This is a genomic window from Aquimonas sp., from assembly GCF_044377145.1.
In the GTDB taxonomy this organism is placed as follows: domain Bacteria; phylum Pseudomonadota; class Gammaproteobacteria; order Xanthomonadales; family Xanthomonadaceae; genus Aquimonas.
The window spans coordinates 40,586-62,922 of the sequence record NZ_JBILJQ010000014.1 but is presented as its reverse complement, the minus strand read 5'-3'; the positions used below and the strand labels follow the sequence as shown (position 1 = coordinate 62,922).

Genomic DNA, 22,337 nt, shown 5'->3' with positions numbered 1-22,337 from the left:
CACGCTGGGCGCTGGTGGCGCCGTGTTGTTCGAATCAAGTCGCGCTGGCGAATCTTCCGGCCGCAGGCGGGCGTGAGCCACCTACAATCGCCGACCTGCCTATACCGGCAGCCTCTTGAGCCAGGACCACCGCATGGATCGCATTCCTCCCATCACCAAAGCGCTGCTGTTCGCGAACATTCTGGTGTTCGTGCTGCAGTCCTGGGCCGGCGACGACGTGCTGGCCTGGTTTGCTCTGTGGCCCGCCGGCGAGTTCCCTGCTCAGACCGGCGACGGTCGTTTGATCACCGTGGGCTTTCTGCCCTGGCAGCTGATCAGCTATGGTTTTCTGCACGGCAGCTTCGGCCACTTGTTTTTCAACATGCTGGCCTTGTTCATGTTCGGCGCGGCGATCGAAGCCCACTGGGGCTCGCGCGTGTACCTGATTTACGTGCTGACCTGCATCGTTGGAGCCGGCTTGGTGCAACTGGTGGTGGCGACCTCGGCGATCAGCAGTGGTGGCGGTCTGTATCCCACCGTCGGCGCTTCGGGCGGTGTGTTCGGCGTGCTGCTGGCCTTCGGCATGATGTTTCCCGAACGCCGCGTGATGCTGCTGATTCCACCGATCCCGATGAAGGCACGCACCCTGGTGATCGGCTACGGACTGGTTGAACTGTTCATGGGCGTGACCGGAACCCAATCAGGCATTGCTCACTTCGCCCACCTCGGCGGCATGCTGTTCGGCTTTCTGCTGATCCAGTACTGGCGGCGGAGTTGGCCATTCGGGTGGCGGCGGTGACAGGGCGCAGGCCACGCCTGGAGTTGTGACTGGGGAATCGGCAATGGACCGGAGGGTGTCACTGGCTCAGCTCGATTCCCAATACTCGACTCAGACCGCCGCCCGCAGGATATAGCTGCCCTCGGGCCGATGCGGCAGCAGGTCGGGCCCCAGCAGGCGGCTGATCCGGCTGAACACTTCATCGCGGTTGAACGGCTTCTTCATGAAGTCGTCGGCGCCGATCCGCTGCAGGTAAAACTGTTCGGTAGCCTGCTCGTTGCCGCTGATCATGATGATCGGGATGTTGCGGGTCACTGGCGACCGGCGCAGATGGCGCAGGGCCTCAAAGCCGCTCATGCCCGGCAGCACGATGTCGAGGAAGATCAGGTGCGGCACTTCTGCTTCGGCGATCTCGATGCCGCGTTCGGCGTCGTAGGCCTCGCGGGTGGCGAAACCGTTCTGCTGCAGCATTCGCCGCAGCACCGTGACGATGGTGGTGGAGTCGTCGATGATCAGGAACCGCGTATCCGGTCGCGCGTGCTGGCGCGGGCGGATACGCCGCTCGCCGATCACCCGGTCTTCGCCACCGAACAGCCGCTTGAACAGGCCCACTCCACTCATGACGCATTCCCCAGTAACGCTCGTGTGACGCGGATTGTCACAATTTGTTATTCCGTGGCGCAAGCCCCCTGTGAGACACACTTTGTGACACGGCCTGCAACTTCAGCAGAAACACCAATCGCAGACCACACGCGGGCGGCTGAGCCCGCCCGTATCGATGCCACCCGCAGCGGCTAGCTCGCCCGCATCGTGACCACATCCGGGCTCAGGATCAGCCGCAGCGCGTCGAGTCGCGGCCGCGCCTGCGGCATCACCGCAAGCAGGGCGACATGCTCGCGCTCCAGCGCTTCGACCTCTTCCGGACGCACCGCGGGGTTGATCCGCGCCAGCCGCTTCAACCGCTCGATCTCGCCGCCCAGCAAGTCTTCGGCCTGGCCGAGTGCGGTTTCGATGCGGGCCGCAGCCTGGGCCTTGGCGTCCTTCTCGGTGGCGCCGAGCATGCTGGGGATCAGGGTGGTCAGCAGCTTGCGCTGGCGGCTCAGGTCGACCGGTCGATCGCCGGAAGCACGCAGGGCGCGGGCGCCGGGGATGTAGTCGGGCTTCAGCTGCAGGCGGGTGTCGACCACGACGGTCAGCGGCAGCGGCGGCAGGAAGCGGTCGACATGCAGACTCGGGTCGGCAACGCACTCGAGCACGTACAGCGCTTCCAGCAGCAGGCTGCGCTGCGGCAGGCTGTCATCAACCAAGGCCACTGCATTGCCGGTTTCCGATGACAGCAGCAGCTCTTCGGCGTTCAGCAGCAGTGGGTGATCGGCGCGCAGGTAGAGCAGGTCGTCGCGGGCCAGCGCGCGTGCTCGGGAAAAGGTCGCCTGACGCGGGCCGCCCTTGAGCTCGTCGAAGGCATCGAGGGTGACGTATTCGGGGTCGAGCAGCACGATCTCGTTGCCCTGCGGCTCGTTGTGGATGCCGAAGTGTTCCAGCAGCCGCAGCGGGTAGTCCTCAATGGTGGCGGCGATGTCGTCCAGGCCCAGCGCCTGCTGCAGGCGACCGTTGCCCGCGGCGCGCTGGCTGGACAGCTCGAGCAGGCGATCTCGGCCCCGATGCACGCGATCGGACAGCTCGGCGTGCTGCGTGCGGGTGTCATCCATCAGCGCATCGACGTCGATGTCGCTCGGGTTCTCGGTAAGCGCCAGCAGGCGCGGGCCGAACCGGCGCAGCAGCTCGCGGCCATCGGCACACACGCTGCGGAAGGCGTCCAAGCCCTCGTCGTACCAGCGCAGCAGCAGGTCCTGCGGGCTGCCGTTGATCGCCACCGCATGGATCTGCACGGCGCCCTTCTGGCCGATGCGGTCTAGCCGGCCGATGCGCTGCTCAAGCATGTCGGGATCGATCGGCAGATCCCACAGCACCAGGTGCTGGGCGAACTGGAAGTTGCGGCCTTCGGCGCCGACTTCGGATGCGATCAGCAGGCGCGCGCCCTCGGGATCGGCGAAGTAGGCGGCGGCGCGGTCGCGCTGCAGCAGGTTCATGTCTTCGTGGAAGCGCGCCACCGGCAGGCCGGAACGCACTCGCAGGGCTTCGTCCAGCGCCTGCACCTTGGCCCGTGAACGGCACAGCAGCAGCACCTTGGCCGGAGCCAATGCCTCCAGCCGCTGCAGCAGCCATTCGAAGCGCGGGTCGCGGGTGTAGTCGTGTTCGGGTTCGTGGTGGCCGGGCGCGCCGATGTCGGCCAGTGCTTCGGCACGCAGTCGGCCGGGCAGGGCGGGGTCATCGCTCGGGTCGTGCAAGCGTTCGACGTGGGGGATGCGTTCCGGGAAACCGCCGACGGCAGCGCGGCGGTTGCGGATCATCACCCGGCCGGTGCCGTGGCGGTCGATCAGTGCTTCAACCAGCTTCCACGCGGCGGCCTCGTCGCCGGCCTCGATCTTCGGCAGGGCGGCGGCCAGTGTCGCCGGCTCGTCGGCAAACAGCGCCTGCAACAGGGCGGTGCCTTCGGCATCCGGCGCACGCGATTCCAGCAGGGCCTCGGTGACCCGCGACAGCGCCAGATGGCGGTCGGATTCGGCGATGAAGGCATCGAGATCGGAATAGCGCGCGGCGTCGAGCAGACGCAGGCGCGCGAAATGGCCGCTGCGGCCGAGCTGTTCGGGCGTGGCGGTCAGCAGGATCAGCCCTGGCACACGTGTCGATAGTTGCTCGACCAGGGCGTACTCCGGACTCGGCTGCTCGGGTGCCCAGGCCAGATGATGGGCTTCGTCCACCACCAGCAGGTCCCAGCCGGCCTCCAGCAGCTGCTTGCAGCGTTTGCGATCGTTCGCCAGCCAGCCGACCGCGGCGATCACGCACTGCTCGTCTTCGAACGGATTGCGACTGGGGTCGACCTCGGTGATCGCTTCGCACCGCTCTTCGTCGTACAGGGCAAAGCGCAGATTGAAACGCCGCAGCAGTTCAACGAACCACTGGTGCACCAGGCTCTCTGGCACCAGCACCAGCACGCGCTGCGCGCGGCCGGTCGCCAGTTGTTGAGCGGTGATCATGCCGGCTTCAATGGTCTTGCCGAGGCCCACTTCATCAGCCAGCAGCAGCCGCGGTTGCCGACGCTCGGCAGCCAACTCTGCGACTTTAAGCTGATGTGGGATCAGGTCGATGCGCGCGCCCAAAACCCCCCAGCCGGGGTGGCGGCGCGCTTCGGCTCGACGACGCAGGGCCTCGCGGCGCAGTTCAAAGGCGGGGCTTCGGTCAACCCGGCCCGACAGCAGGCGCGCGTCGGCCTGCGAGACCGGCTGCTCGGCATCGAGCAGGCCTTCATTGATTTCGCGGTCGCCGACCGCGTAGACATACAGGCCATCGACGATGTTGATTGCCTCCACTGTGTACTCGACACCTTCGGTGCGCAGGCGCTCGCCGACGCGGAACTCGGCGCGCACCAGCGGTGCGCTTTCGAGCGCGTATTGGCGCACCACGCCGCTTCCAGTGAAGACGATCTGCACGCTGCGGCCAATCAGGCGCATCACCGTGCCCAGGCCGAGCTCGGGCTCGGCAGTGGACAGCCAACGCTGTCCGGGGACGAAAGGAGAATTCATCCGCGGAATTCTACCCCGCCTGACTCCGCCCTCATACGTCGGAACATGCCTGCCTCTCCGTCCGCTCTTCACCGCCGGCTTCGGCTGTGCGATCCTCGCCGGCCGCTTTGCGCCGCCTGTCCGGGCGCGCAGCCAGACCCCCTCGCGCGCGCCGGCCGCCGCGCAAGGTGACCAGCGATGCCCCACGGCTGGGGCCGCGACCGCCTCTGCTCGCGCGAATTGCAGGTTCGCGAGCCCGCTGGCGTGTATTCCACCGCCACAGGAACCACGAATGTCCCCGATTACCGTAAATGCCCGCATCTCGCCGCGCGGCGGCCTCGATGTCCTGTCGCGCAGCGAAGTCAGCCGGCTGCGCGATGCCTCCAAGGGTGGTCTGCACGAACTGCTGCGCCGCTGCGCGCTGGCCGTGCTCACCTCCGGCAGCACCAGCGACGACCCGCGCGCCGCGCTCGAGCGCTACCCTGAGTTTGAAATCGAAGTGCAACAGCAGGACCGCGGCGTCCGCTTGGAACTGCGCCACGCGCCCGCGCAGGCCTTCGTCGACGGCAAGATCATCGCCGGTGTCGCCGAGCTGCTGTTCGCCGTGGTGCGCGACATCGCCTATGTCTCGACCGAAGTGCAAAGCTCAGGGCGCTTCAACCTGGAAGACACCCAGGACATCACCAATGCGGTGTTCGAGATCCTGCGCAATGCGCGTGTGCTGCGTCCGCACGTCGAGCCGAATCTCGTGGTGTGCTGGGGCGGCCACTCGATCGCCCGCCACGAATACGAATACACCAAACACGTCGGCTACGAGCTCGGCCTGCGCGACATCGACATCTGCACCGGTTGCGGCCCGGGTGCGATGAAAGGCCCGATGAAGGGCGCCGCGGTCGGCCACGCCAAGCAACGTCGACGCGAGAACCGCTACATCGGCATCACCGAGCCTGGCATCATCGCCGCCGAGTCGCCGAACCCGATCGTCAATCATCTGGTGATCATGCCGGACATCGAGAAGCGGCTTGAGGCGTTCGTCCGCGTCGGCCACGGCATCATCGTGTTCCCGGGCGGTGTCGGCACAGCGGAGGAAATCCTCTATCTGCTCGGCATCCTGCTGCACCCGGACAACGCCCACCTGCCGTTCCCGGTGGTGTTCACCGGGCCGAAGGAATCGGCCGCCTACTTCGAGCAGATCGACCAGTTCCTGCGCCTGACCTTGGGCGAGTCCGCCGCCGAGCGCTACAAGATCATCGTTGACGATCCGCGCGAAGTGGCGCGCTACATGGAGCGCGGGCTGTCGAAGGTGCGCGAGCACCGGCTCGATACCAAGGATGCGTTCTTCTTCAACTGGGCGCTGCGCATCCAGCCCGAGTTCCAGCACCCGTTCGCGCCAACCCACGAGAACATGGCTGGCCTCAAGCTGCATCGCGATCAGCCGGCGCATCAGCTGGCGGCCGACCTGCGGCGCGCGTTCTCCGGCATCGTCGCCGGCAACGTGAAAGAAGAAGGCATGCGTGCGATCGAACAGTTCGGCCCCTACGTGATCGACGGCGAAGCCGAAATCATGCGTGCGCTGGACGCCCTGCTCCGCGCCTTTGTCGAGCAGCGGCGGATGAAGATGAGCGGCGACTACAAGCCGTGCTATCGCGTCGGCTGATTTGGGCCGGGAATCGGGAGTCGGGAGTCGTTGAAGCGGCCTCTCGCGACCGCGCTGCATCGCTTTGATCTGGCAAATCCAAGGGCGGCCTGGGTCGCCCTTGGTTGTTGCCGGCACGGGCGTATCGGCCGTGCAGGGCGGGCTAAACGATTCTCCAGTTCCCGATCCCGTCGAGAGCCGCGGTTTCAGTCGCCTCGAATGATTCCCGGCCCTTTGCCGGCCGTCTTCTCGTACACGCCCTTGCCGATCTTGCGGTATTGGGTGAAGCCTTTCGCGCTGACGTTTTTCTCGCGCAACAGGTGTGCACCACCCATGGCTAGCGCGGGTGCGCCGATCTGCTTGCGAATCGGGCCGCCGCACTTGGGGCAGGTTTCGAGCTCGGGATCGGACAGTTTCTGCAGGTGATCGAAGCCGTCGAGGCAGTGCTCGCAACCTTCGGCGGTGCTGCGGTACTCGAAGATCGGCATGGCGTGAGTCCTGCGGGGTCCAGTGCTTGAAGATGCGACCGGCGGCGCTAGGGCGCAAGCGGGGTATTCATCGTGCCTGCGCCGAGTAGCGAGCGATGCTCGACCGTGGCGCCCAACTCGTGGCGCAAAAACCCGGCGCACAAAAAACCCCGCTCGATGGCGGGGTTGATTGCGGCACGTGACGAGTGGTCGGGGTGAGAGGATTCGAACCTCCGACTTCTACTTCCCGAAAGTAGCGCTCTACCAAGCTGAGCTACACCCCGATCTTGTCGCCTCGTGCGAGCCGCGCATCATACGGGCCTTGCGCAGCCTGCGCAAGACGGCCGTGAGGCCTCACGGACAAACTGGTAGCCTTTGCAGCCTCACGTTGGCGCCTGTCGCCGCCCCAACCCAGACGGAGAGTCTGTCTTGATCAAGCCACGCACCGTACCCGGCGTCCTGGAACTGCTGCCGCGCGACCAGATCGCCTTCCAGCGCATGCTCGACATCATTCGCGGCAACTTCGAGCGCTACGGCTTCCTGCCGGTGGAAACGCCGGTGATGGAGCTGTCCGAAGTGCTGCTGACCAAATCGGGCGGCGAGACCGAGCGCCAGGTGTATTTCGTGCAAAGCACCGGCTCGTTGGAAAAAGCCGAGGCCGGGGCGATGCCGGAACAGGCGCTGCGCTTCGACCTGACCGTGCCATTGGCGCGCTATGTGGCCGAGCACGAACACAACCTCAGCTTTCCGTTCCGGCGCTACCAGATCCAGCGCGTCTACCGCGGCGAGCGCGCCCAGCGCGGACGCTTCCGCGAGTTCTATCAGTGCGATATCGACGTGATCGGCAAGGACGCGCTGTCGATCCGTTTCGATGCTGAACTGCCGGCGGTGATCCATTCGGTGTTCAGTGATCTGGCGATCGGCGCGTTCACCATCCAGATCAACAATCGCAAGCTGATGCGCGGCTTTTTCGAAGGCTTGGGCGTAGCGGATGGTGAAACGCAGGGCGCGGTCCTGCGCGAGGTCGACAAGCTCGACAAACGCGGCCCCGACTACGTGCGCGAAACCCTGAGCGCCACACCGTTCGGAATGACGGCCGAGGCCGTCGAGCAGATCCTCGACTTTGTGCAGATCCGCTCGGCTGGCCACGCCGATGCCTTGGCTCAGCTGGAGCGCCTGGGGCAGGGCAGCGACACCTTCAACCAAGGCATCGGCGAACTGCGCGAAGTGCTGGAAATGGTGCGCGCCTTCGGTGTGCCCGAAGCCAACTACGCGATCAACCTGTCGATCGCGCGTGGGCTGGACTACTACACCGGCACCGTCTACGAGACCACGCTGAATGACTACCCGCAGATCGGCTCGATCTGTTCGGGCGGTCGCTACGAGAACCTGGCCGGCCAGTACACCAAGTCGCACCTGCCTGGCGTGGGCATCTCGATCGGCGCATCCAGGCTGTTCTGGCAGCTGCGCGAGGCGGGGCTGATTCAGGCCGCCGAAAGCAGTGTCGAGGTGCTGGTGGCGCAGATGGATGAGACGCGTCTGCCGGACTATCTGAAGCTCGCCTCAGAACTGCGTCGTGCTGGCATCAATGCGGAAGTGCAGCTGGAGGCGAAAAAGATCGCCAAGCAGTTCCAGTACGCCGATCGCGCGGGCATCCGCTTCGTGCTGCTGCTGGGCGAAGAGGAAGCCACCCGCGGCGTGGTCGCGGTCAAGGACATGCGCAAGCAGGAGCAGTTCGAAGTCCCGCGTGATGATCTGGTGCGCGCGCTGCGGGTCGAGATCGAACAGGCGCGGGCGATGGCCGGACGCGGTAGCCAGCGCGGCTGAAGCGTTCACCGCTGAGCGGGCCGAGTGCATGCCGCTTGAATCGGCGCGCGCGTCTGGACTGCCTGGGTGTCACCCGAAGGGTGGATCATGACGACTCAGGTCATCGCCTATCTGCACAGCTTGAGCATGTATCAGCTGCGCGATTGGGCCGGCGCCACCATCACCGATCGCGGTCACGGCTGTGTCGGAGCGGTGCGGGAGCTGAGCCTGACGGCCGACGGTACGTTGGCGGCCTGGGTCGATGGCAGCGAGACCTATGCCACCGCGGTCCGCATCGAGGGGACACAGCCGCTGACGGCCGAAACGAGGCGCACCATCGTGCGGGCCACCGCTCCACCCTCCTAACAGTTCACGGCCGCGCGGGCGGGCGCCCCAGGTGGGTTACCCGGAAGTGCAGATTCTGCTGCAGACGCTTTTGGCGCGCGGTGCCGGCGATGCCGTGCTGGAGTTGGGCGATGAGCTGTTGCGCGAAGGCGTCCGCCAGCTTGAAAGCTCCCATGACGATGACCACAGCGCCTACGAGCTGGGCGAATGCATGGACGTGGTGATGGCCACGTTGCCGCACAGCAGCTTGAGCCCGTCCGATTATCAGCGCTCTGGCGTCGACATCCAGAACCGCCACAGCGTTCAGGAGACGCTGGCCCGGACACTCAGCGGGTCCCATCCGGAATCGCCATGGAGCTGTATTGGAAACGCGTCGAAGGGCTGATCGCCGAGCTCAAGCCGCGTGCGTACGAGACGTCTGGCGCGCATCTGCGCGAAATGCGTGCGGTCTATCTGCAGACCCAGCGCGCTGAGCTGTGGCAGTCGAAGCTGGCTGCACTGCGTCCGGCTCACAAGGCCAAGACTCACCTTCAGGCTGTGCTCGAAACGCTTGAGCCTGCCGTGGGGGCGCAGCCCAGGCGCAGTCCTTTGAGCTTCTGAGCGTGGCGACAGCGTCGCCTGCCAACTGAGGAACCTGCCCTGCGGTGGCGTTCCGAACGCTGAGCAGTTGATCTCGCGCGAAACATGCGTTGCGCAAAGCGTAACGGCCAGCACGATTCGATGCCCCGTCGCCGCGAGATCGGATGTCCGTGTTTAGTGTCTGCGATCGCAGTCGCGCGTCGCTCAGACCCACAGCCGCTGCAGCAGTCCGATCACCTCGCTAGACAGCAGCGCCGATGCGGTAATCGTGCCGATCCCCAGCACCCAGGCGATCAGCAGCAAGATGCCATCGCGTTCGATCAGGGCCAGCGCGTACAGCACCAGCAGCAGGCCGAACGGATAGTTGGTGAGCGGGATGGGCAGCGCCAGCAGCAGGCCCAGCAGAACCAGTTGCGCGCCGGTGAAGGCGATCGATGTTACCCGTGTGGACAGTCCGTTCAGGCGTGGCCGACACAGTCGCTCGATCCGCGCCAGAAGCCCGCCCAAGCGTGTGTTGAAGCCGACCAAGCGCGCTTTTGGAACCACTTTCTCGCGTAGGCGTCGCGGCAGCCAGGGCTGGCGCAGGCACAGCAACATCTGCAGGCCGACCAGCGACACCAGCGGCCCGCTGATCGCGCCCACCCCGAACGGCAGGGGGATGAACGATGGCATGGTCGCCAGCAGCAGCAGCGCGCCGAACGCGCGTCGTCCGAAGGCGGCAAGCAAGTCTTCGACGCGAGGTTGAATGGGGTCGGGCAAGGCGGCCAGATCGCGCAGAATCTGGCTGGTACTGGGGGCTTTGGAGTCGTGCATGCCGCTAGCCTGACGCAGCCGCGCTTTATGCGCACTGATTCGTGGCGGTGTGGCGGTCAGAAAAAATACACTGGCGCCCGGTGCGAGCCACCCGCATCGCTCGCCGGCGATACACTCGGGCACGCGCGGCGGTTGACGCGTGTCGACCGCAACATGCTGGAGTGGATCTGCAATGGCTGAACGCGCGGGCGAAGCAAACAAGGCACTCGGCGCTGAGCTGGCGGCTCTGCGAGATCTGGTGATCCGCATGGGCGGCGCAGTGGAGGAGCAATTGCGCTGCGGCATCCATGCGCTGCAGCACCGAGATGCCCGGCTGGCCGAGCAGGTGGTGGCCGGGGACCGCCAGATCGACCGTTACGAGTTGCAGGCCGATGCCGATATCGCGGTGCTGATCGGCAACCGCGCACCGCAGGGCGTCGACCTGCGTGCCATCCTCACCCTGTCGAAGTCGGTCAATGACCTGGAGCGGATCGGCGACGAATCCAAGAAGCTGGCGCGGATTGCGATCGCACTGATGGAGTCGGCGGAAGACAGTGTCGAGGTGCCGATGATCACCGAAATCACCGGCATGTCGAAAATCTCCGCAGCGATGCTGCGCGGGGCGCTGAATGCGCTGGTGCGGCTGGATCTGCAGCAGGCGGATCGGACCCGCAGCGAGGATGAGCGCCTGGATGCGGTCTACAAGTCCAGCATCGACCAGCTCACCACCCTGATGGCGGCCAGCCCTTCCGCGGTGGCGCCAGGCGTGCAGGCGCTGTACGCATTGAAGTCGCTGGAGCGCATCGGCGACCACGCCAAGAACATCGCGGGCTATGTGTTCTATATGGTTGAAGGCCGCGACGTGCGGCATCCGAAAGCGCGCGAGGAAGCGGCGACCGATCTGCGGCAGCACTGAGTGGGTCGGTGAGGCCTGGAGCCTCCGTTGTGGCCGGAGGCAGGCCCGGTCATAGCTCGGGTGCCCTGATCAGAACAGATCGCCGCCGGCGGACAGTGCGCGCTCCATACGGTCGCCCAAGCCACCGATTTCCAGGATCAGGCGATCGATCTCCGCCGCGCTCAGGCCTTCCAGCGGGCGGTTTTCGCACAGCTGCAGGTAGGTCAGGCCATCGAGTTCCGACATAGCGAGATAGCCGACGCGCTGCTCCCAGTTGAAAGCCAGGGCGCGCTTCGCATCCAGCCCGGTGGTGGGGGCGAGTGCAGTGCTGACGCGCAGAAACTTGCGGCCGTCCTCGTCTTCAAGCTCGGTCAAAAACAGACCCTGATGACGGGCGCCGTTGTTCAGGGTGAGCTCGATCCCGATCAGATAGGGCTCGCTGCGGCTGACCGTGTAGTTGGGGGCAACGTGTGCGCGGACCTGTTCGAAGTTCTGCATGATTTTCGCAGTGCGTGAAGGAGCGGCCTATGCTACCAGCCTGACCGCCGCTTCCAGACTCTTGCGCCAACGATGTCCACCAGCTCGACCGATCCGAAACGCCAGTCCATCCTCGTGGTAGTGCGTTCGATCGCCCACGGCGAAGTGCGTGGCTACGCCGAAGTGGCGAGGGCGGCCGGTTTGCCGCGACACGCTCGATTCGTGGCGCGCGTGCTGACTGAGGCGGCCGAGCCGGATCTGCCTTGGCATCGGGTGCTGCGTTCGGACGGGCGGATCGCGTTCGAACCCGGCTCCAGGGCCGCACTTGAACAGGCTCGCAGGCTGCGCGCCGAGGGTCTGAAGGTCGATGGATTGCGCGTGCAGCGGTCGCCGCGGAGCGATGATCTGGACAGCCAGCTATGGGCACCTCCGGCGCGGTGAGCGTGGCCTAGCAGCCTGTCGGGCTTTGGATGGCCGGGCTGCAAATCCGCCTGCGCGGTCCATTTTTCCGCCGATTCTTGGCCAATAACACCCACTATTGGCCTGCAAATCGTCGAAAAACTGTCCTCGCGCAGGCGACTTTTCGCCTCGGCCCCCAAAGCCCGACAGGCTGCTAGGCCCTGCGGCGGCTTTCAGCCGGGCTTGCGGCGCCGGAGATTGCTGCCGCGCGGTTTGGTGGCACCTTCGCGCGGTGGCTCCAGCAGTTCAGGCGGCAGGCTGCGCAACACTTCGGCGACCGTGCCGAGAAAATCGCTGTTGGCTGCCGACTTGCGCCAGACCAGGGCGATCTGCCGGCTGGGGCGCGAATCGGTGAAAGCGAGCAGGCGCAGGCTATCCGAACGCGGCACCGGCGGCTGCACCGCCAGCAGCGGCAGCAAGGTGATGCCAACACCTGCAGAAACCATCTGGCGCAGGGTCTCAAGGCTGGTGGCTCTGAAGCCATCCTTCTCGCTGGCTCCGGCCAAATGGCAGACATCCAGCGCCTGGTCACGCAGGCAATGACCTTCATCGAGCAGCAGTAGGCGCTCGGTGGCGATATCGTTCAGGCTCAGTCGTTCTGCATTGGCCAGCGGATGCCCGCTCGGTACTGCCAGCACGAAGGGTTCCTCGAACAGGAGTTCCGTATGCAGCTGGTCTTCGTGCAGCGGCAGCGCCAGCACCGCCGCGTCGATGCGGCCGGCCTGCAGCTGCTGCAACAGCAGTTCGGTCTTCTCCTCGATCAGCAGCAGCTCCATCCGCGGAAAGCGCTGGCGTAGCAGGGGCACCACATGGGGAAGCAGATACGGCGCCAGGGTCGGAAAAATACCTAGACGCAAAGAGCCCGCTTCCGGGTCGACGCTGCGCCGCGCGATGGCGCGGATCTGCTCGATCTCGTCCAGTACCACCCGCGCGCGCTGGGCGATCTCGACGCCTGCCGGGGTCAGCATCACCTTGCGCGGCGCGCGTTCGACCAAGGTCACGCCGAGCTCATCCTCGATCTTGCGGATTTGGGTGGACAACGTCGGTTGGCTGACGAAACACGCATCGGCCGCGCGCCGGAAGTGGCGCAGCTCGGCCAAGGCAACCAGATAGCGGAGGTCACGCAGATTCATTGCTGGATTCCAATAGCTGGTATCGATGGCGAAGATACTGACAATTGGCTTTGGCAATCAAGCGGTCCGCCGTGGGCTGCCCCAAACAGACTGCAGAAAGAACAAGGCCCGCAGCGTGCGGGCCTTGCACCCGGACTGCCGACGCTCGTCAGCGCGCGGCGTTGCTGTTCATCACCGAGTTGCGGCCGCTATCGCTGTACTGCGCTGGGTCACGCATGCCAGCCGTGTGGCACTGGCCCGTGACGTGGCCGCGGTTGATACCGCCGGGCAGCTGGCCATAGGTGCGCTCCACGGTGCCGTCTTCGGGGTCACTCAGGACCAGATCGGAGGCGAAGTTGCAGTAGTCGTTGGTCCACCAGTTGGTGCTGCGGAAGGCGGTGGTGTAGTAGTTCGCCTGTCCGCGCGCCGAGTTGGGTACGCCCGCCAGCCAGCTCGCCGCGCCGCTGTAGGTCATGTTGCTGTTGCTGCCGCAGCCGACCCCGAAGATGCCGCCGAGGGCGGCCAGTACGCCGGACAGGTTGGTGCCCTGGTAGGGCGTGCCGACCGACTGCATGCGGCGCGCGCCGACGGCGTTGTCGAGACCGCTCCAGTAGAACGCGTACAGATGCAGCGAGGCGGCGCCGCCCTGGCTGTGCGACACGGTTCCGAACGAGTTCCAGGTCGCGCCGAAGTCGCGGATGCGCTGGGCGAACTGGTCGTGGGTGCGGTTCTGGTTGGCGTCCAGGAAGGTCGAGGCATTGCTGAACTGGCCGGCCGGCCAGACGCCGCCAGAGCAGTAGCCGTGCACCAGCAGCAGACGGCTGCCAACGCCCTTGGCCTGCACCGACTCGGTCGGGCGCGGGCCCATGGTCATCAGCTCATCGATCACGATCTCGCCTGCGCTGGCCTTGCTGCGCAGTGCGGGCAGGTTGAGCGGTATCGATTTCGCCTCGGCCACGGTCACGAAATGGTCGGGGTCTTCAAGGCGCAGATTGCGCAGTTCGAACGGGCCGCTGGCACCGGACTTGATCACCCAGCGCTCGTCGAAGCCGAGGCTGATCCGGCCCGCTTCGGGCTGGACCATGCCGCCGATCCAGGCGATCGCCACCGGCGCGCCTGTGGCGTCGCGGCCCCAGACCTCACCGACGGCGCGGTAGTGCTGGTTGCTCTTGGGTGTCTGCACGGCGAGCTCGATGGATACCCGGCTGTCGCCGCCACTCTTGGCAGCCACGCCGTCTGCGCGTGCGCCGAGCTGGAGATCGGCATCGACTACCGGGATCAGATGTTCGGCGGTGCGCATCAGCGCGACGCCATCGGCATTGCGGCCCTTCACCACCACTTGCGCGTTCACCAGCCCCGCTTCGCCCGCGGCGAACAGACCGCCGAAGATGCCGTCACCTGCGGCGCCATCGGCGTGCAGGCCATCGTCGAACATCGCGACCGATTCAACCCGGCCGTCGGCGCGGCTGACCGTGATCTTCGCCTCGTCGATGCTGCCTGCGGCGTGTCCCAGCACGACCCTGCCATCGCGGCCGGCGCTGAGCTGCGCAGTCAATGCGATCTGGCCCTGCGAGTGAAACTTCAGGTGTGCGGGGTACGAGGTCAGTTCGGTTGCCGGGTCACCCTCGATCAGCAGGAAGCCGCGCCGCGGTGCGGTGCCTTCCGCGCGCACTTCGGCGGTCCAGGCACCTTTGGCCAGCCCGTCGAAGCTGTACAGCTCGGACGGGAAGCGGGTCGATTCCATGCCGAACTCGCCGCGCTCGATTTTCGAAGCCAGGTTGCCAGCTTTGTTGAGGCCACCGGCTGGATTGCGCAGCGAGAAGTCCCAGCCGTGGCCGCTGTCGGCCAACAGCAGGACCTGCAGGTTCGGCTGCTCGACAGGCAAGCTGCCGGACCAGGCCAGACGCCCGGCCTTGTTCATCGACAGCTCGATCGGGATCAGCGCCGACTTCGAATGGATGGCGCCGGCTGCCGCATCGGGTGCGCGCATCTGCGCGATCTCCTCGGCCGGGCCAGCCAATTGCTTGGCGCCGAGCTCAGCGTGTGCGGCGGTGGCAGTCAGCAAAAAAAACGACGCTGTGAACAGCGCCAAAGGCGTGAGTTTCATCTGGTCCCTCCCCAGGGTGTGCGAGTGCCGGGGCGAGGATCGCGCCCGGTGTGATCAGCAGCGAATCGGGGCGAACCACTCGCCAGCAGCGTCGCCCCCGAAGTCCGCCGGGCTGCCAGTTCGTCGCGCTCCTCCCTACGCCACCGCATGGCGTTTATACCTGAACGATTCAGTAATGCATGGCGCGCTGCAGCGAAGTGACCACCGCGCAGCAGCCGCGGACTTCGGTCTGAGCCGCACCCGGGCTAAACTTGCGCGATGGATATCTTGCTAGCCAACCCGCGCGGCTTCTGCGCCGGCGTCGATCGCGCCATTGAAATCGTCAAGCGCGCCCTGGAGACCTTCGGCGCGCCGATTTACGTGCGCCACGAAGTGGTGCACAACCGCTATGTGGTGGAGGACCTTCGCGCGCGCGGAGCAGTCTTCGTCGACGAGCTCGACCAGGTGCCGGATGGCGCCACCGTGATCTTCAGCGCGCACGGCGTTTCCCAGGCCGTCCGTGCGGAAGCCTCACGGCGCGCGCTGAAGGTGTTCGATGCGACCTGCCCGCTGGTCACCAAGGTGCATATGGAGGTGGCCCAGCACTGTCGCGCCGGCCGCGACGTGGTGTTGATCGGGCACGCCGGCCATCCGGAGGTCGAGGGCACGATGGGCCAATGGGACGCGCAGGGAGGCACCGGCCGCATCTACCTGGTCGAATCGGTTGATGATGTCGCGCGGACCGAGGTCAGCCAGCCCGCGCACTTGGCCTACACCACCCAGACGACGCTGTCGGTGGACGACACCCGCAGCGTGATCGAGGCGCTGCGCCAGCGTTTCCCGGCCATCCAGGGCCCGCGCAAAGACGATATCTGCTACGCCACCCAGAACCGGCAGGACGCGGTGCGCCGCTTGGCTGCGGAATGCGATCTGCTGCTGGTGGTCGGCTCGGTCAACAGTTCCAACTCGAACCGGCTGCGGGAGCTGGCCGAGAAACAGGGCGTACAGGCGTTCCTGATTGACGGCGCGGATGACATTGACCCGCCGTGGCTGGCGGGGCGGACGCGTATAGGCGTAACCGCCGGTGCTTCTGCGCCTGAGTTGTTGGTGCAGGGCGTGCTGCAGCGCCTGCGTGAGCTTGGCGCCGAGGGCGTTCGCGAACTTGAAGGCGAGCCGGAGAACGTCATCTTCGCCTTGCCCAAGGAACTGCGCGTCACGCTCGTGGTGTAGCTGGTGGGCGGACGCGCTTGGATTGACCGCGTCCGCTGTCGCGCCTAAACTTGGCGGCTATTCGCCGGAATAGCTCAGTTGGTAGAGCGGCGCATTCGTAATGCGTAGGTCGCAGGTTCGACTCCTGTTTCCGGCACCAAGAAAATCAACGGGTTGCGCGCCTTTGGCTGCAACCCGTTGTCTTTTCAGTCCTGCACTGGTTCGGTCGGCGTCAGCACCCGTACCTGACGAACCACGTTGTCGCCGATGGCCTCGATGCGCATCCGCAGGCCTTCGATCTCGACCTCGGCACCAGTGACCGGCAGGGCTTCCAGTCGACCGACGATCAGACCATTCAAGGTGCTGAACTCATCGGTGGGCAGGTCCCAGCCGAGATGTCGATTGATGTTGTGCAGTGGAGTGCGGCCGTCGATCAACAGGCTGCCGTCGGCGTTGTGCTGGATGCGGCGGGTGTTCTGGCCGGGCGCGCTGACGAAATCGCCGACGATCTCTTCGAGAATATCGGGCAGGGTGACCAGGCCGACGATGTCGCCGTATTCGTCGACCACCAAGCCGACGCGCCGCTTCATCCGCTGGAACTCCAGCATCTGCTTGGTCAGCGGCGTGCCTTCCGGCACGAAGTAAGGCTTGCGTACTCGCGCTTCGATAAAAGCGTGGTCGATCAATACTTCAGGCGCGGCGCACAACAGATTTCGCAGGTGCAGAATGCCGACCACTTGGTCGATGCTGCCGCGATAGACCGGTGCGCGACTGAACGGAAACGTGGCCAGAAGCTCGCGCAGCTCGGCGGCGTCGGCTTCGAGATCGATGCCCTCGATCTCGTTGCGCGGAACCATGATGTCTTCGACCTTGGCCTCTTCCAGCGCCAGGATGTTGAGCAGCATCTGCCGATGCTTCTCGGGGATCATCCGACCGCCTTCCTGCAGCAGGGTGCGCAACTCGGGCGCCGACAAAGCGTGCGCGTCACCCGGCGGTTCGCGGTGGCCAGCCAGCCACAGCACGCCCGCCACTAGACGATTGACTGCCCAGACCACAGGCAGGCTGACCCGGAGCATCGGCCACAGGATGTAGGAAGCGGGCAGCGCGACACGCTCTGGATTGAGCGCCGCAAGGGTCTTGGGTGCGACTTCGGAGAAGATCAGCACCACCACGGTCAGGACGGCCGTGCCGACCACTACGCCAGCCTCACCACCGATCCGAACCGAGGCGATGGTGGCAATGGCCGAAGCGGAGATATTGACGAAATTGTTGCCCAACAAAATCAGCCCGATCAGTCGCTCCGGCTGCTCAAGCAGCTTCTGAGCCAATCGCGCGCCACGGCTGCCTTCGCGTGCCAGGTGGATCAACCGGTAGCGGTTGATAGACATCAAGGCGGTCTCAGAGCCGGAAAAGAACGCTGAAAACACCAGCAGGATGCCAAGGGCTGTGAACAGCAGGCTTAGTGGTATGTCGTCCATGGTCTCAATGGGAAGAGGGCGCAGCAGCCGTGGCCGTGGCCCTCCGATTCGGTCGGCCGGGGATTGTGGCAGAAACCCGATCCAGCTTCTGCTGGCCGTTTCTGGGCTTGCTATCAGGTCGGACTGAGCCAGCGGGTGTGAACTGGTAGATTCTGGGTTTGACCGCAGGGAATGCGCGTGGCCAAGTCGAAGGTGTCCTACGTCTGCAGCGAGTGTGGCGGCAGCAGCAACAAATGGCAGGGCCAGTGTGGCGACTGCGGTGCCTGGAACACCCTGGTCGAGTTCGTCGAGACCCCAGCCGCGGCAGCGGTGCGTCGCAGCGGTTACGCCGGCGGCATTGCCCAGGCCCAGGTCACCCGGCTGGATCAGGTGCCGCAGGGGATCGAGGTGCGCACCGAGGTCGGTATCGGTGAGTTCGACCGAGTGCTCGGCGGCGGTCTGGTCGAAGGCTCGGTGGTGTTGATCGGTGGCGACCCCGGCATCGGCAAATCGACCCTGTTGCTGCAGACCCTGGACTCGCTGGCCAGCCGCCTGCCGGGTCTGTACGTCACCGGCGAGGAAAGCCTGGGCCAGGTCGCCAACCGCGCTTCGCGGCTGGGCTTGTCGCTGGCCAATTTGCGCTGCCTGACCGAAACCTGCGTCGAGCGGATCATCCAGCAGCTGATCACCGAGAAGCCCAAGCTGGCGGTGATTGACTCGATCCAGACCATTCACTCCGAGCAACTGCCGGCCGCACCCGGCTCGGTCAGCCAGGTGCGTGAGTCGGCGGCGCGGCTGGTCCGCCATGCAAAGGAGCAGGGCACCAGCATCTTTCTGGTCGGCCATGTCACCAAGGAGGGCGGCATCGCCGGGCCGCGCGTGCTCGAACACATGGTCGACGCGGTACTGTACTTCGAGGGCGAGGCCGGCAGCCGCTTCCGCGTGCTGCGCGCATTCAAGAACCGCTTCGGCGCGGTCAATGAGCTGGGCGTGTTCGCGATGGGCGACCGCGGGTTGCGCGAGGTCGCCAATCCGTCGGCGATGTTCCTGTCGGGCACGCTGGCCGAAACGCCTGGCAGCATCGTGATGGTCACCCGCGAAGGCACCCGGCCGCTGCTGGTGGAAGTGCAGGCGCTGGTGGATCAGAGCTCGCTGGCCAATCCGCGCAGGGTGTCACTGGGTCTGGAGCAGAACCGACTGGCGATGCTGCTCGCGGTGCTGCATCGGCACGGCGGCTTGGCGGTATTTGACCAGGACGTGTTCGTCAACGTGGTGGGCGGCATCCGCGTGCAGGAGACCGCCGCCGACTTGCCGGTGTTGCTGGCGGTGCTGTCGTCCTACCGTGATCGGCCGCTGGCGGAGAAGACGGTGTCGTTCGGCGAAGTGGGTCTCGCCGGTGAGATCCGGCCGGTGCCCAATGGCGAGGAGCGCCTTCGCGAGGCCGCCAGCCACGGCTTCCGTCGTGCGATCGTGCCGAAGGCGAATCTGCCGCGTAAAGGCAGCATCAAGGATCTGGAAATCATCGGCGTCGAGCGGCTGTCGCAGGCGCTGGAGGCCGCTGATTGAGTCTGTGTGTGGGCGGGGTCAGTCGCCGCCGAGCGAGCACAGCTCGCGGTTCAACAGTTCGGCATTGCCCAGATTGAGCTCGATGGTGCGCTTCAGGCGCAGAAAGCTGTCGAGGTCGATCCGCTCGCAGATGAAGCCGAGTGTGTCGGCGCCAAGGTGGGCTAGGCTGACCGCCATGCCGATGATGGGGCCGCCCTCCAGCCGCACATCCAGCCGGTAGCGCGAGCCGGTGGCCGCGACAAAGCCATCCGGCCGGCTGACCAGGGCACCACGGATAGCCAGATCCACCAGCTCGGCGGTCCACATTGCCGAGCCGGAGTAGATGCGCACGCTGCCCTCCAGCGGGAAACGGCTGTAGCGGCGGCGCGTGGCGGTGTCGGTGCCTGTGGGTGTGCTCATGCGCGGGAGAGAATGAATTGAAGCACCAGTTTGCTGCCGAAGAAGGCCAGCAGCAGCAGGCCCATGGCAAGCAGGGTCAGACGGACGGCGCGTTGACCCCGCCAGCCGAAGCGATGGCGACCGAACAGCAGCACGCCCAGCACCGACCAAGATAGGAAGGAGAGCAGAGTCTTGTGCGCGAGATGTTGTGCCAGAAGGTCTTCGACGAAGAAGACGCCGGTGAGCAAGGTCAGGCCCAGCAAAACGAAGCTGACCAGGATCAGCCGGAACAGCAAGGTTTCGATCTGCACCAGAGGCGGCAGCCCGCGGGTCTGGCTGGCCAGCCTACGCTGCCGCAGGCTGCGCTCCTGCACCCACAGCATCAAGGCCATCATCGCGGCCAGACTCATCACCGCGTACGCAAGCAGGGCGAGCCAAGCATGCGTTTGCAGCTGCCAAGAGAGTGGGGCCGGCAGCTGTGGCGGCAGCAACGCATAGGGCAGCATCGCTAGTGCCGCCAAGGGCATTACCAGTACGTAGAGCACATTGACCTTGCGCAGGATGCTGTCGGCGAGCGTCACCACTGCCATGCCGAGTGCGACCAGCGACAGCGCCGCGAAGAAGTGCAACTCAGGGCCGGACTGATGCCACGTGCGCATTGCATAACCGATCGCGTGCAGATCCACTGCCAGCAGCCCGCACAGGAAAACCGCACGCGAAGCGCCGGCCTCCGACGACTGCGGACGCTCGCGCAGGGCCAGCAGCGCGGTCGCCGCGTAGGCCAACAGGGCGAGGATCTGGATGGCATTGCTGAGCATGGCCGCAAAGTGTGGCACAGGCGTGCACGGCACTGCGCATCGATACAGCGCACTTGCACGCTTTCGCTATACTTCGCGGTCCTTTCAAGCCGTGTCCTCTACCCATGTTCGAGTCCCTGAGCCAGCGCCTGTCTGCCACCGTCCAGCGACTGCGTGGACGTGGTCGCCTGTCGGAGGAGAACATCCGCGAGGCACTGCGAGATGTACGCATGGCCCTGCTTGAGGCCGATGTCGCGCTGCCTGTGGTGCAGGCGGTGATCCAGCGAATCAAGGTGCGCGCGGTCGGCCAGGAAGTGGCCAAGAGCCTCACGCCAGGCCAGGCCTTGATCAAGGTCGTGCGCGACGAGCTGACCCTGGTGATGGGCGCGCAGAGCACCGACTTGAACCTCAACGTGCCGGCGCCGGCGATCATTCTGATGGCCGGCCTGCAGGGCGCCGGCAAGACCACCACGGTGGCCAAGCTGGCCAAGCATCTCAAGGAACGGCGCAAGAAAAAGGTGATGGTGGTCAGCTGCGACGTTTACCGTCCGGCCGCGATCCAGCAGCTCGAAACCTTGGCTGGCCAAGTGGGCGCGATTTTCCATCCGAGTTCGGTGGAGCAGAGCCCGCTGCAGATCGCCGCCGCCGCGATCGATGCGGCGAAGAAGCAGTACGTGGACGTGCTGCTGGTCGACACCGCCGGGCGCTTGGCGATCGACGAGGCGATGATGGCCGAGATCAAGGCCTTGCACGCCGCGATCAATCCGGTCGAGACCTTGTTCGTGGTCGATGCGATGACCGGCCAGGACGCCGCCAACACCGCCAAGGCTTTCAGTGAGGCGCTGCCGCTGACCGGCGTGGTGCTGACCAAGACCGACGGCGATGCCCGGGGCGGTGCGGCGCTGTCGGTGCGTTACATCACTGGCCGACCGATCAAGTTCATCGGCGTTGGTGAGAAGCCCGATGGGCTTGATGTGTTCCATCCGGACCGCGTCGCCAGCCGCATCCTCGACATGGGTGATGTGTTGTCGCTGGTGGAGGAGGTCGAACGCAAGGTCGATCAGGAGAAGGCCACCAAGCTGGCCGAGAAGGTCGCCAAGGGCAAGAAGTTCGATCTGAACGACATGCGAGACCAGCTCGAACAGATGCAGAGCATGGGCGGCCTGTCGAGCCTGCTCGACAAGCTGCCGGGGATGGGCCAGATCCCGGATCAGGTCAAGAGCCAGGTCAACGACCGCGAAGTGGTCCGCATGATCGCCATCATCAGCTCGATGACGCTGAAGGAGCGCCGCTTCCCGGCGACCCTCAACGGTTCGCGACGGGCTCGCATCGCGCGCGGATCAGGCACCAGCCCGGCCGACGTCAACAAGATGCTCAAGCAGTTCCAGCAGATGGAGAAGATGATGTCCAAGCTCTCCGGCGGCGGCCTGAAGGGCATGATGCGCGGCATGAAGGGCATGTTGGGCGGGCGAGGCCCGGGCGGAATGCCGATGCGTTGAGCCGGCGAATCTGCTTGTCTGTGCGATTGGCGCTTTGACTTCCGGCCTGCTCCGGTTATGATTCCGAGTTCACTCGGGCGCTTTGCGTCCGACCATCACCCAAGAACTACAGAGCAACCGACCATGGTCAAGATCCGTCTGACCCGCGGTGGCGCCAAGAAGCGCCCCTTCTATCACGTCATCGTTACCGACGAACGCTGCAAGCGCGATGGCCGCGCCATCGAGCGCGTCGGTTTCTACAACCCGGTTGCATCGGGTAATGACCTCCGCCTGCAGCTGGACACCGCCCGTATCGACCATTGGGTCGGCAATGGCGCCCAGCTGACCGACAAGGTCCGCAGCCTCTACAAGCAGGCCAGCCGCCCCACTGCGGCCGCCTGATCCAGCCGCGCCGCAG

22 protein-coding genes and 2 tRNA genes are annotated in these 22,337 nt (G+C 65.5%); 13 read left to right on the top strand and 11 right to left on the bottom strand.

Annotated elements, in window-relative coordinates; translation table 11 throughout:
- The first annotated feature begins 133 nt into the window (after positions 1-133).
- Complete coding sequence (locus tag ACIQ7H_RS06640) at positions 134-778, top strand: rhomboid family intramembrane serine protease (protein WP_395789652.1); 645 nt, start codon at positions 134-136, stop codon at positions 776-778.
- Positions 779-868: 90 nt separating this feature from the next.
- On the opposite strand, the gene ACIQ7H_RS06635 is transcribed toward ACIQ7H_RS06640, so the two are convergent.
- Positions 869-1,378, bottom strand: coding sequence for a PleD family two-component system response regulator (locus ACIQ7H_RS06635; RefSeq protein WP_395789650.1), 510 nt, complete (start codon positions 1,376-1,378; stop codon positions 869-871).
- A gap of 173 nt (positions 1,379-1,551) precedes the next feature.
- A complete protein-coding gene (rapA, locus tag ACIQ7H_RS06630; protein WP_395789648.1) occupies positions 1,552-4,401 on the bottom strand; it encodes an RNA polymerase-associated protein RapA in 2,850 nt (949 codons plus the stop codon).
- Positions 4,402-4,672: 271 nt separating this feature from the next.
- Here rapA and ppnN point away from each other — a divergent pair, with 271 nt between their 5' ends.
- Positions 4,673-6,037, top strand: a complete 1,365-nt coding sequence (ppnN, locus tag ACIQ7H_RS06625) for a nucleotide 5'-monophosphate nucleosidase PpnN (protein ID WP_395789646.1) — start codon at positions 4,673-4,675, stop codon at positions 6,035-6,037.
- A gap of 185 nt (positions 6,038-6,222) precedes the next feature.
- On the opposite strand, the gene ACIQ7H_RS06620 is transcribed toward ppnN, so the two are convergent.
- Both ACIQ7H_RS06620 and ACIQ7H_RS06615 read right to left on the bottom strand, forming a co-directional pair.
- Positions 6,223-6,504, bottom strand: coding sequence for an FmdB family zinc ribbon protein (locus ACIQ7H_RS06620; protein WP_395789644.1), 282 nt, complete (start codon positions 6,502-6,504; stop codon positions 6,223-6,225).
- Positions 6,505-6,690: 186 nt separating this feature from the next.
- Positions 6,691-6,767 (bottom strand) — tRNA-Pro (locus ACIQ7H_RS06615).
- Between the two features lie 145 nt (positions 6,768-6,912).
- On the opposite strand from ACIQ7H_RS06615, the gene hisS reads away from it, so the two are divergent.
- From hisS to ACIQ7H_RS06595, 4 genes are all read left to right on the top strand, one after another.
- Complete coding sequence (gene hisS / locus ACIQ7H_RS06610) at positions 6,913-8,310, top strand: histidine--tRNA ligase (RefSeq protein WP_395789642.1); 1,398 nt, start codon at positions 6,913-6,915, stop codon at positions 8,308-8,310.
- An 87-nt stretch (positions 8,311-8,397) separates the two neighbouring features.
- A complete protein-coding gene (locus ACIQ7H_RS06605) occupies positions 8,398-8,655 on the top strand; it encodes a hypothetical protein (RefSeq protein ID WP_395789640.1) in 258 nt (85 codons plus the stop codon).
- 31 nt (positions 8,656-8,686) lie between these two features.
- Positions 8,687-9,019, top strand: coding sequence for a hypothetical protein (locus ACIQ7H_RS06600; protein ID WP_395789638.1), 333 nt, complete (start codon positions 8,687-8,689; stop codon positions 9,017-9,019).
- Positions 8,986-9,234: a hypothetical protein gene (locus ACIQ7H_RS06595; RefSeq protein WP_395789636.1), complete on the top strand. Its 249-nt coding sequence runs from the start codon at positions 8,986-8,988 to the stop codon at positions 9,232-9,234. Before ACIQ7H_RS06600 ends, ACIQ7H_RS06595 begins: the two co-directional genes overlap by 34 nt.
- 183 nt (positions 9,235-9,417) lie before the next feature.
- Here ACIQ7H_RS06595 and ACIQ7H_RS06590 read toward each other — a convergent pair whose 3' ends face one another.
- A complete protein-coding gene (locus tag ACIQ7H_RS06590; protein ID WP_395789634.1) occupies positions 9,418-10,026 on the bottom strand; it encodes an exopolysaccharide biosynthesis protein in 609 nt (202 codons plus the stop codon).
- Positions 10,027-10,198: 172 nt separating this feature from the next.
- Between ACIQ7H_RS06590 and phoU the strand changes: the two genes are divergently transcribed.
- Positions 10,199-10,921 (top strand): phosphate signaling complex protein PhoU, encoded by a 723-nt coding sequence (phoU, locus tag ACIQ7H_RS06585; RefSeq protein ID WP_395789632.1) that lies wholly within the window; start codon positions 10,199-10,201, stop codon positions 10,919-10,921.
- Positions 10,922-10,990: 69 nt separating this feature from the next.
- Here phoU and ACIQ7H_RS06580 read toward each other — a convergent pair whose 3' ends face one another.
- Positions 10,991-11,398 carry a hypothetical protein gene (locus ACIQ7H_RS06580; protein ID WP_395789630.1) on the bottom strand — a complete coding sequence of 136 codons (408 nt, stop codon included), beginning with the start codon at positions 11,396-11,398 and terminating at the stop codon, positions 10,991-10,993.
- A gap of 72 nt (positions 11,399-11,470) precedes the next feature.
- Between ACIQ7H_RS06580 and ACIQ7H_RS06575 the strand changes: the two genes are divergently transcribed.
- Entirely contained in the window at positions 11,471-11,818 is a 348-nt protein-coding gene (locus ACIQ7H_RS06575; protein ID WP_395789628.1) for an MGMT family protein, read from the top strand.
- 191 nt (positions 11,819-12,009) lie between these two features.
- On the opposite strand, the gene oxyR is transcribed toward ACIQ7H_RS06575, so the two are convergent.
- Together oxyR and ACIQ7H_RS06565 are read right to left on the bottom strand one after the other, a co-directional pair.
- Complete coding sequence (gene oxyR, locus ACIQ7H_RS06570) at positions 12,010-12,969, bottom strand: DNA-binding transcriptional regulator OxyR (protein WP_395789626.1); 960 nt, start codon at positions 12,967-12,969, stop codon at positions 12,010-12,012.
- A gap of 148 nt (positions 12,970-13,117) precedes the next feature.
- The gene (locus ACIQ7H_RS06565; RefSeq protein WP_395789624.1) at positions 13,118-15,055 is read right to left on the bottom strand and encodes a choice-of-anchor X domain-containing protein; all 1,938 of its coding nucleotides are present in this window, start codon (positions 15,053-15,055) and stop codon (positions 13,118-13,120) included.
- A gap of 258 nt (positions 15,056-15,313) precedes the next feature.
- Between ACIQ7H_RS06565 and ispH the strand changes: the two genes are divergently transcribed.
- Positions 15,314-16,264 carry a 4-hydroxy-3-methylbut-2-enyl diphosphate reductase gene (ispH, locus tag ACIQ7H_RS06560; RefSeq protein ID WP_395789622.1) on the top strand — a complete coding sequence of 317 codons (951 nt, stop codon included), beginning with the start codon at positions 15,314-15,316 and terminating at the stop codon, positions 16,262-16,264.
- 63 nt (positions 16,265-16,327) lie between these two features.
- Positions 16,328-16,403 (top strand) — tRNA-Thr (locus ACIQ7H_RS06555).
- Between the two features lie 46 nt (positions 16,404-16,449).
- Here ACIQ7H_RS06555 and ACIQ7H_RS06550 read toward each other — a convergent pair.
- Positions 16,450-17,721: an HlyC/CorC family transporter gene (locus ACIQ7H_RS06550; RefSeq protein WP_395789620.1), complete on the bottom strand. Its 1,272-nt coding sequence runs from the start codon at positions 17,719-17,721 to the stop codon at positions 16,450-16,452.
- Positions 17,722-17,898: 177 nt separating this feature from the next.
- On the opposite strand from ACIQ7H_RS06550, the gene radA reads away from it, so the two are divergent.
- Positions 17,899-19,266, top strand: a complete 1,368-nt coding sequence (radA, locus tag ACIQ7H_RS06545; protein WP_395789618.1) for a DNA repair protein RadA — start codon at positions 17,899-17,901, stop codon at positions 19,264-19,266.
- An 18-nt stretch (positions 19,267-19,284) separates the two neighbouring features.
- Here radA and ACIQ7H_RS06540 read toward each other — a convergent pair whose 3' ends face one another.
- Both ACIQ7H_RS06540 and ACIQ7H_RS06535 read right to left on the bottom strand, forming a co-directional pair.
- Positions 19,285-19,665 carry a PilZ domain-containing protein gene (locus ACIQ7H_RS06540; protein WP_395789616.1) on the bottom strand — a complete coding sequence of 127 codons (381 nt, stop codon included), beginning with the start codon at positions 19,663-19,665 and terminating at the stop codon, positions 19,285-19,287.
- Positions 19,662-20,462 (bottom strand): inner membrane protein YpjD, encoded by an 801-nt coding sequence (locus tag ACIQ7H_RS06535; RefSeq protein ID WP_395789614.1) that lies wholly within the window; start codon positions 20,460-20,462, stop codon positions 19,662-19,664. Before ACIQ7H_RS06535 ends, ACIQ7H_RS06540 begins: the two co-directional genes overlap by 4 nt.
- A 104-nt stretch (positions 20,463-20,566) precedes the next feature.
- Between ACIQ7H_RS06535 and ffh the strand changes: the two genes are divergently transcribed.
- A complete protein-coding gene (gene ffh, locus ACIQ7H_RS06530; protein WP_395789612.1) occupies positions 20,567-21,940 on the top strand; it encodes a signal recognition particle protein in 1,374 nt (457 codons plus the stop codon).
- 123 nt (positions 21,941-22,063) lie between these two features.
- On the top strand, positions 22,064-22,321 hold the full coding sequence (rpsP, locus tag ACIQ7H_RS06525) for a 30S ribosomal protein S16 (RefSeq protein ID WP_395789610.1): 258 nt from the start codon (positions 22,064-22,066) through the stop codon (positions 22,319-22,321).
- The last annotated feature ends 16 nt before the right edge of the window (positions 22,322-22,337 follow it).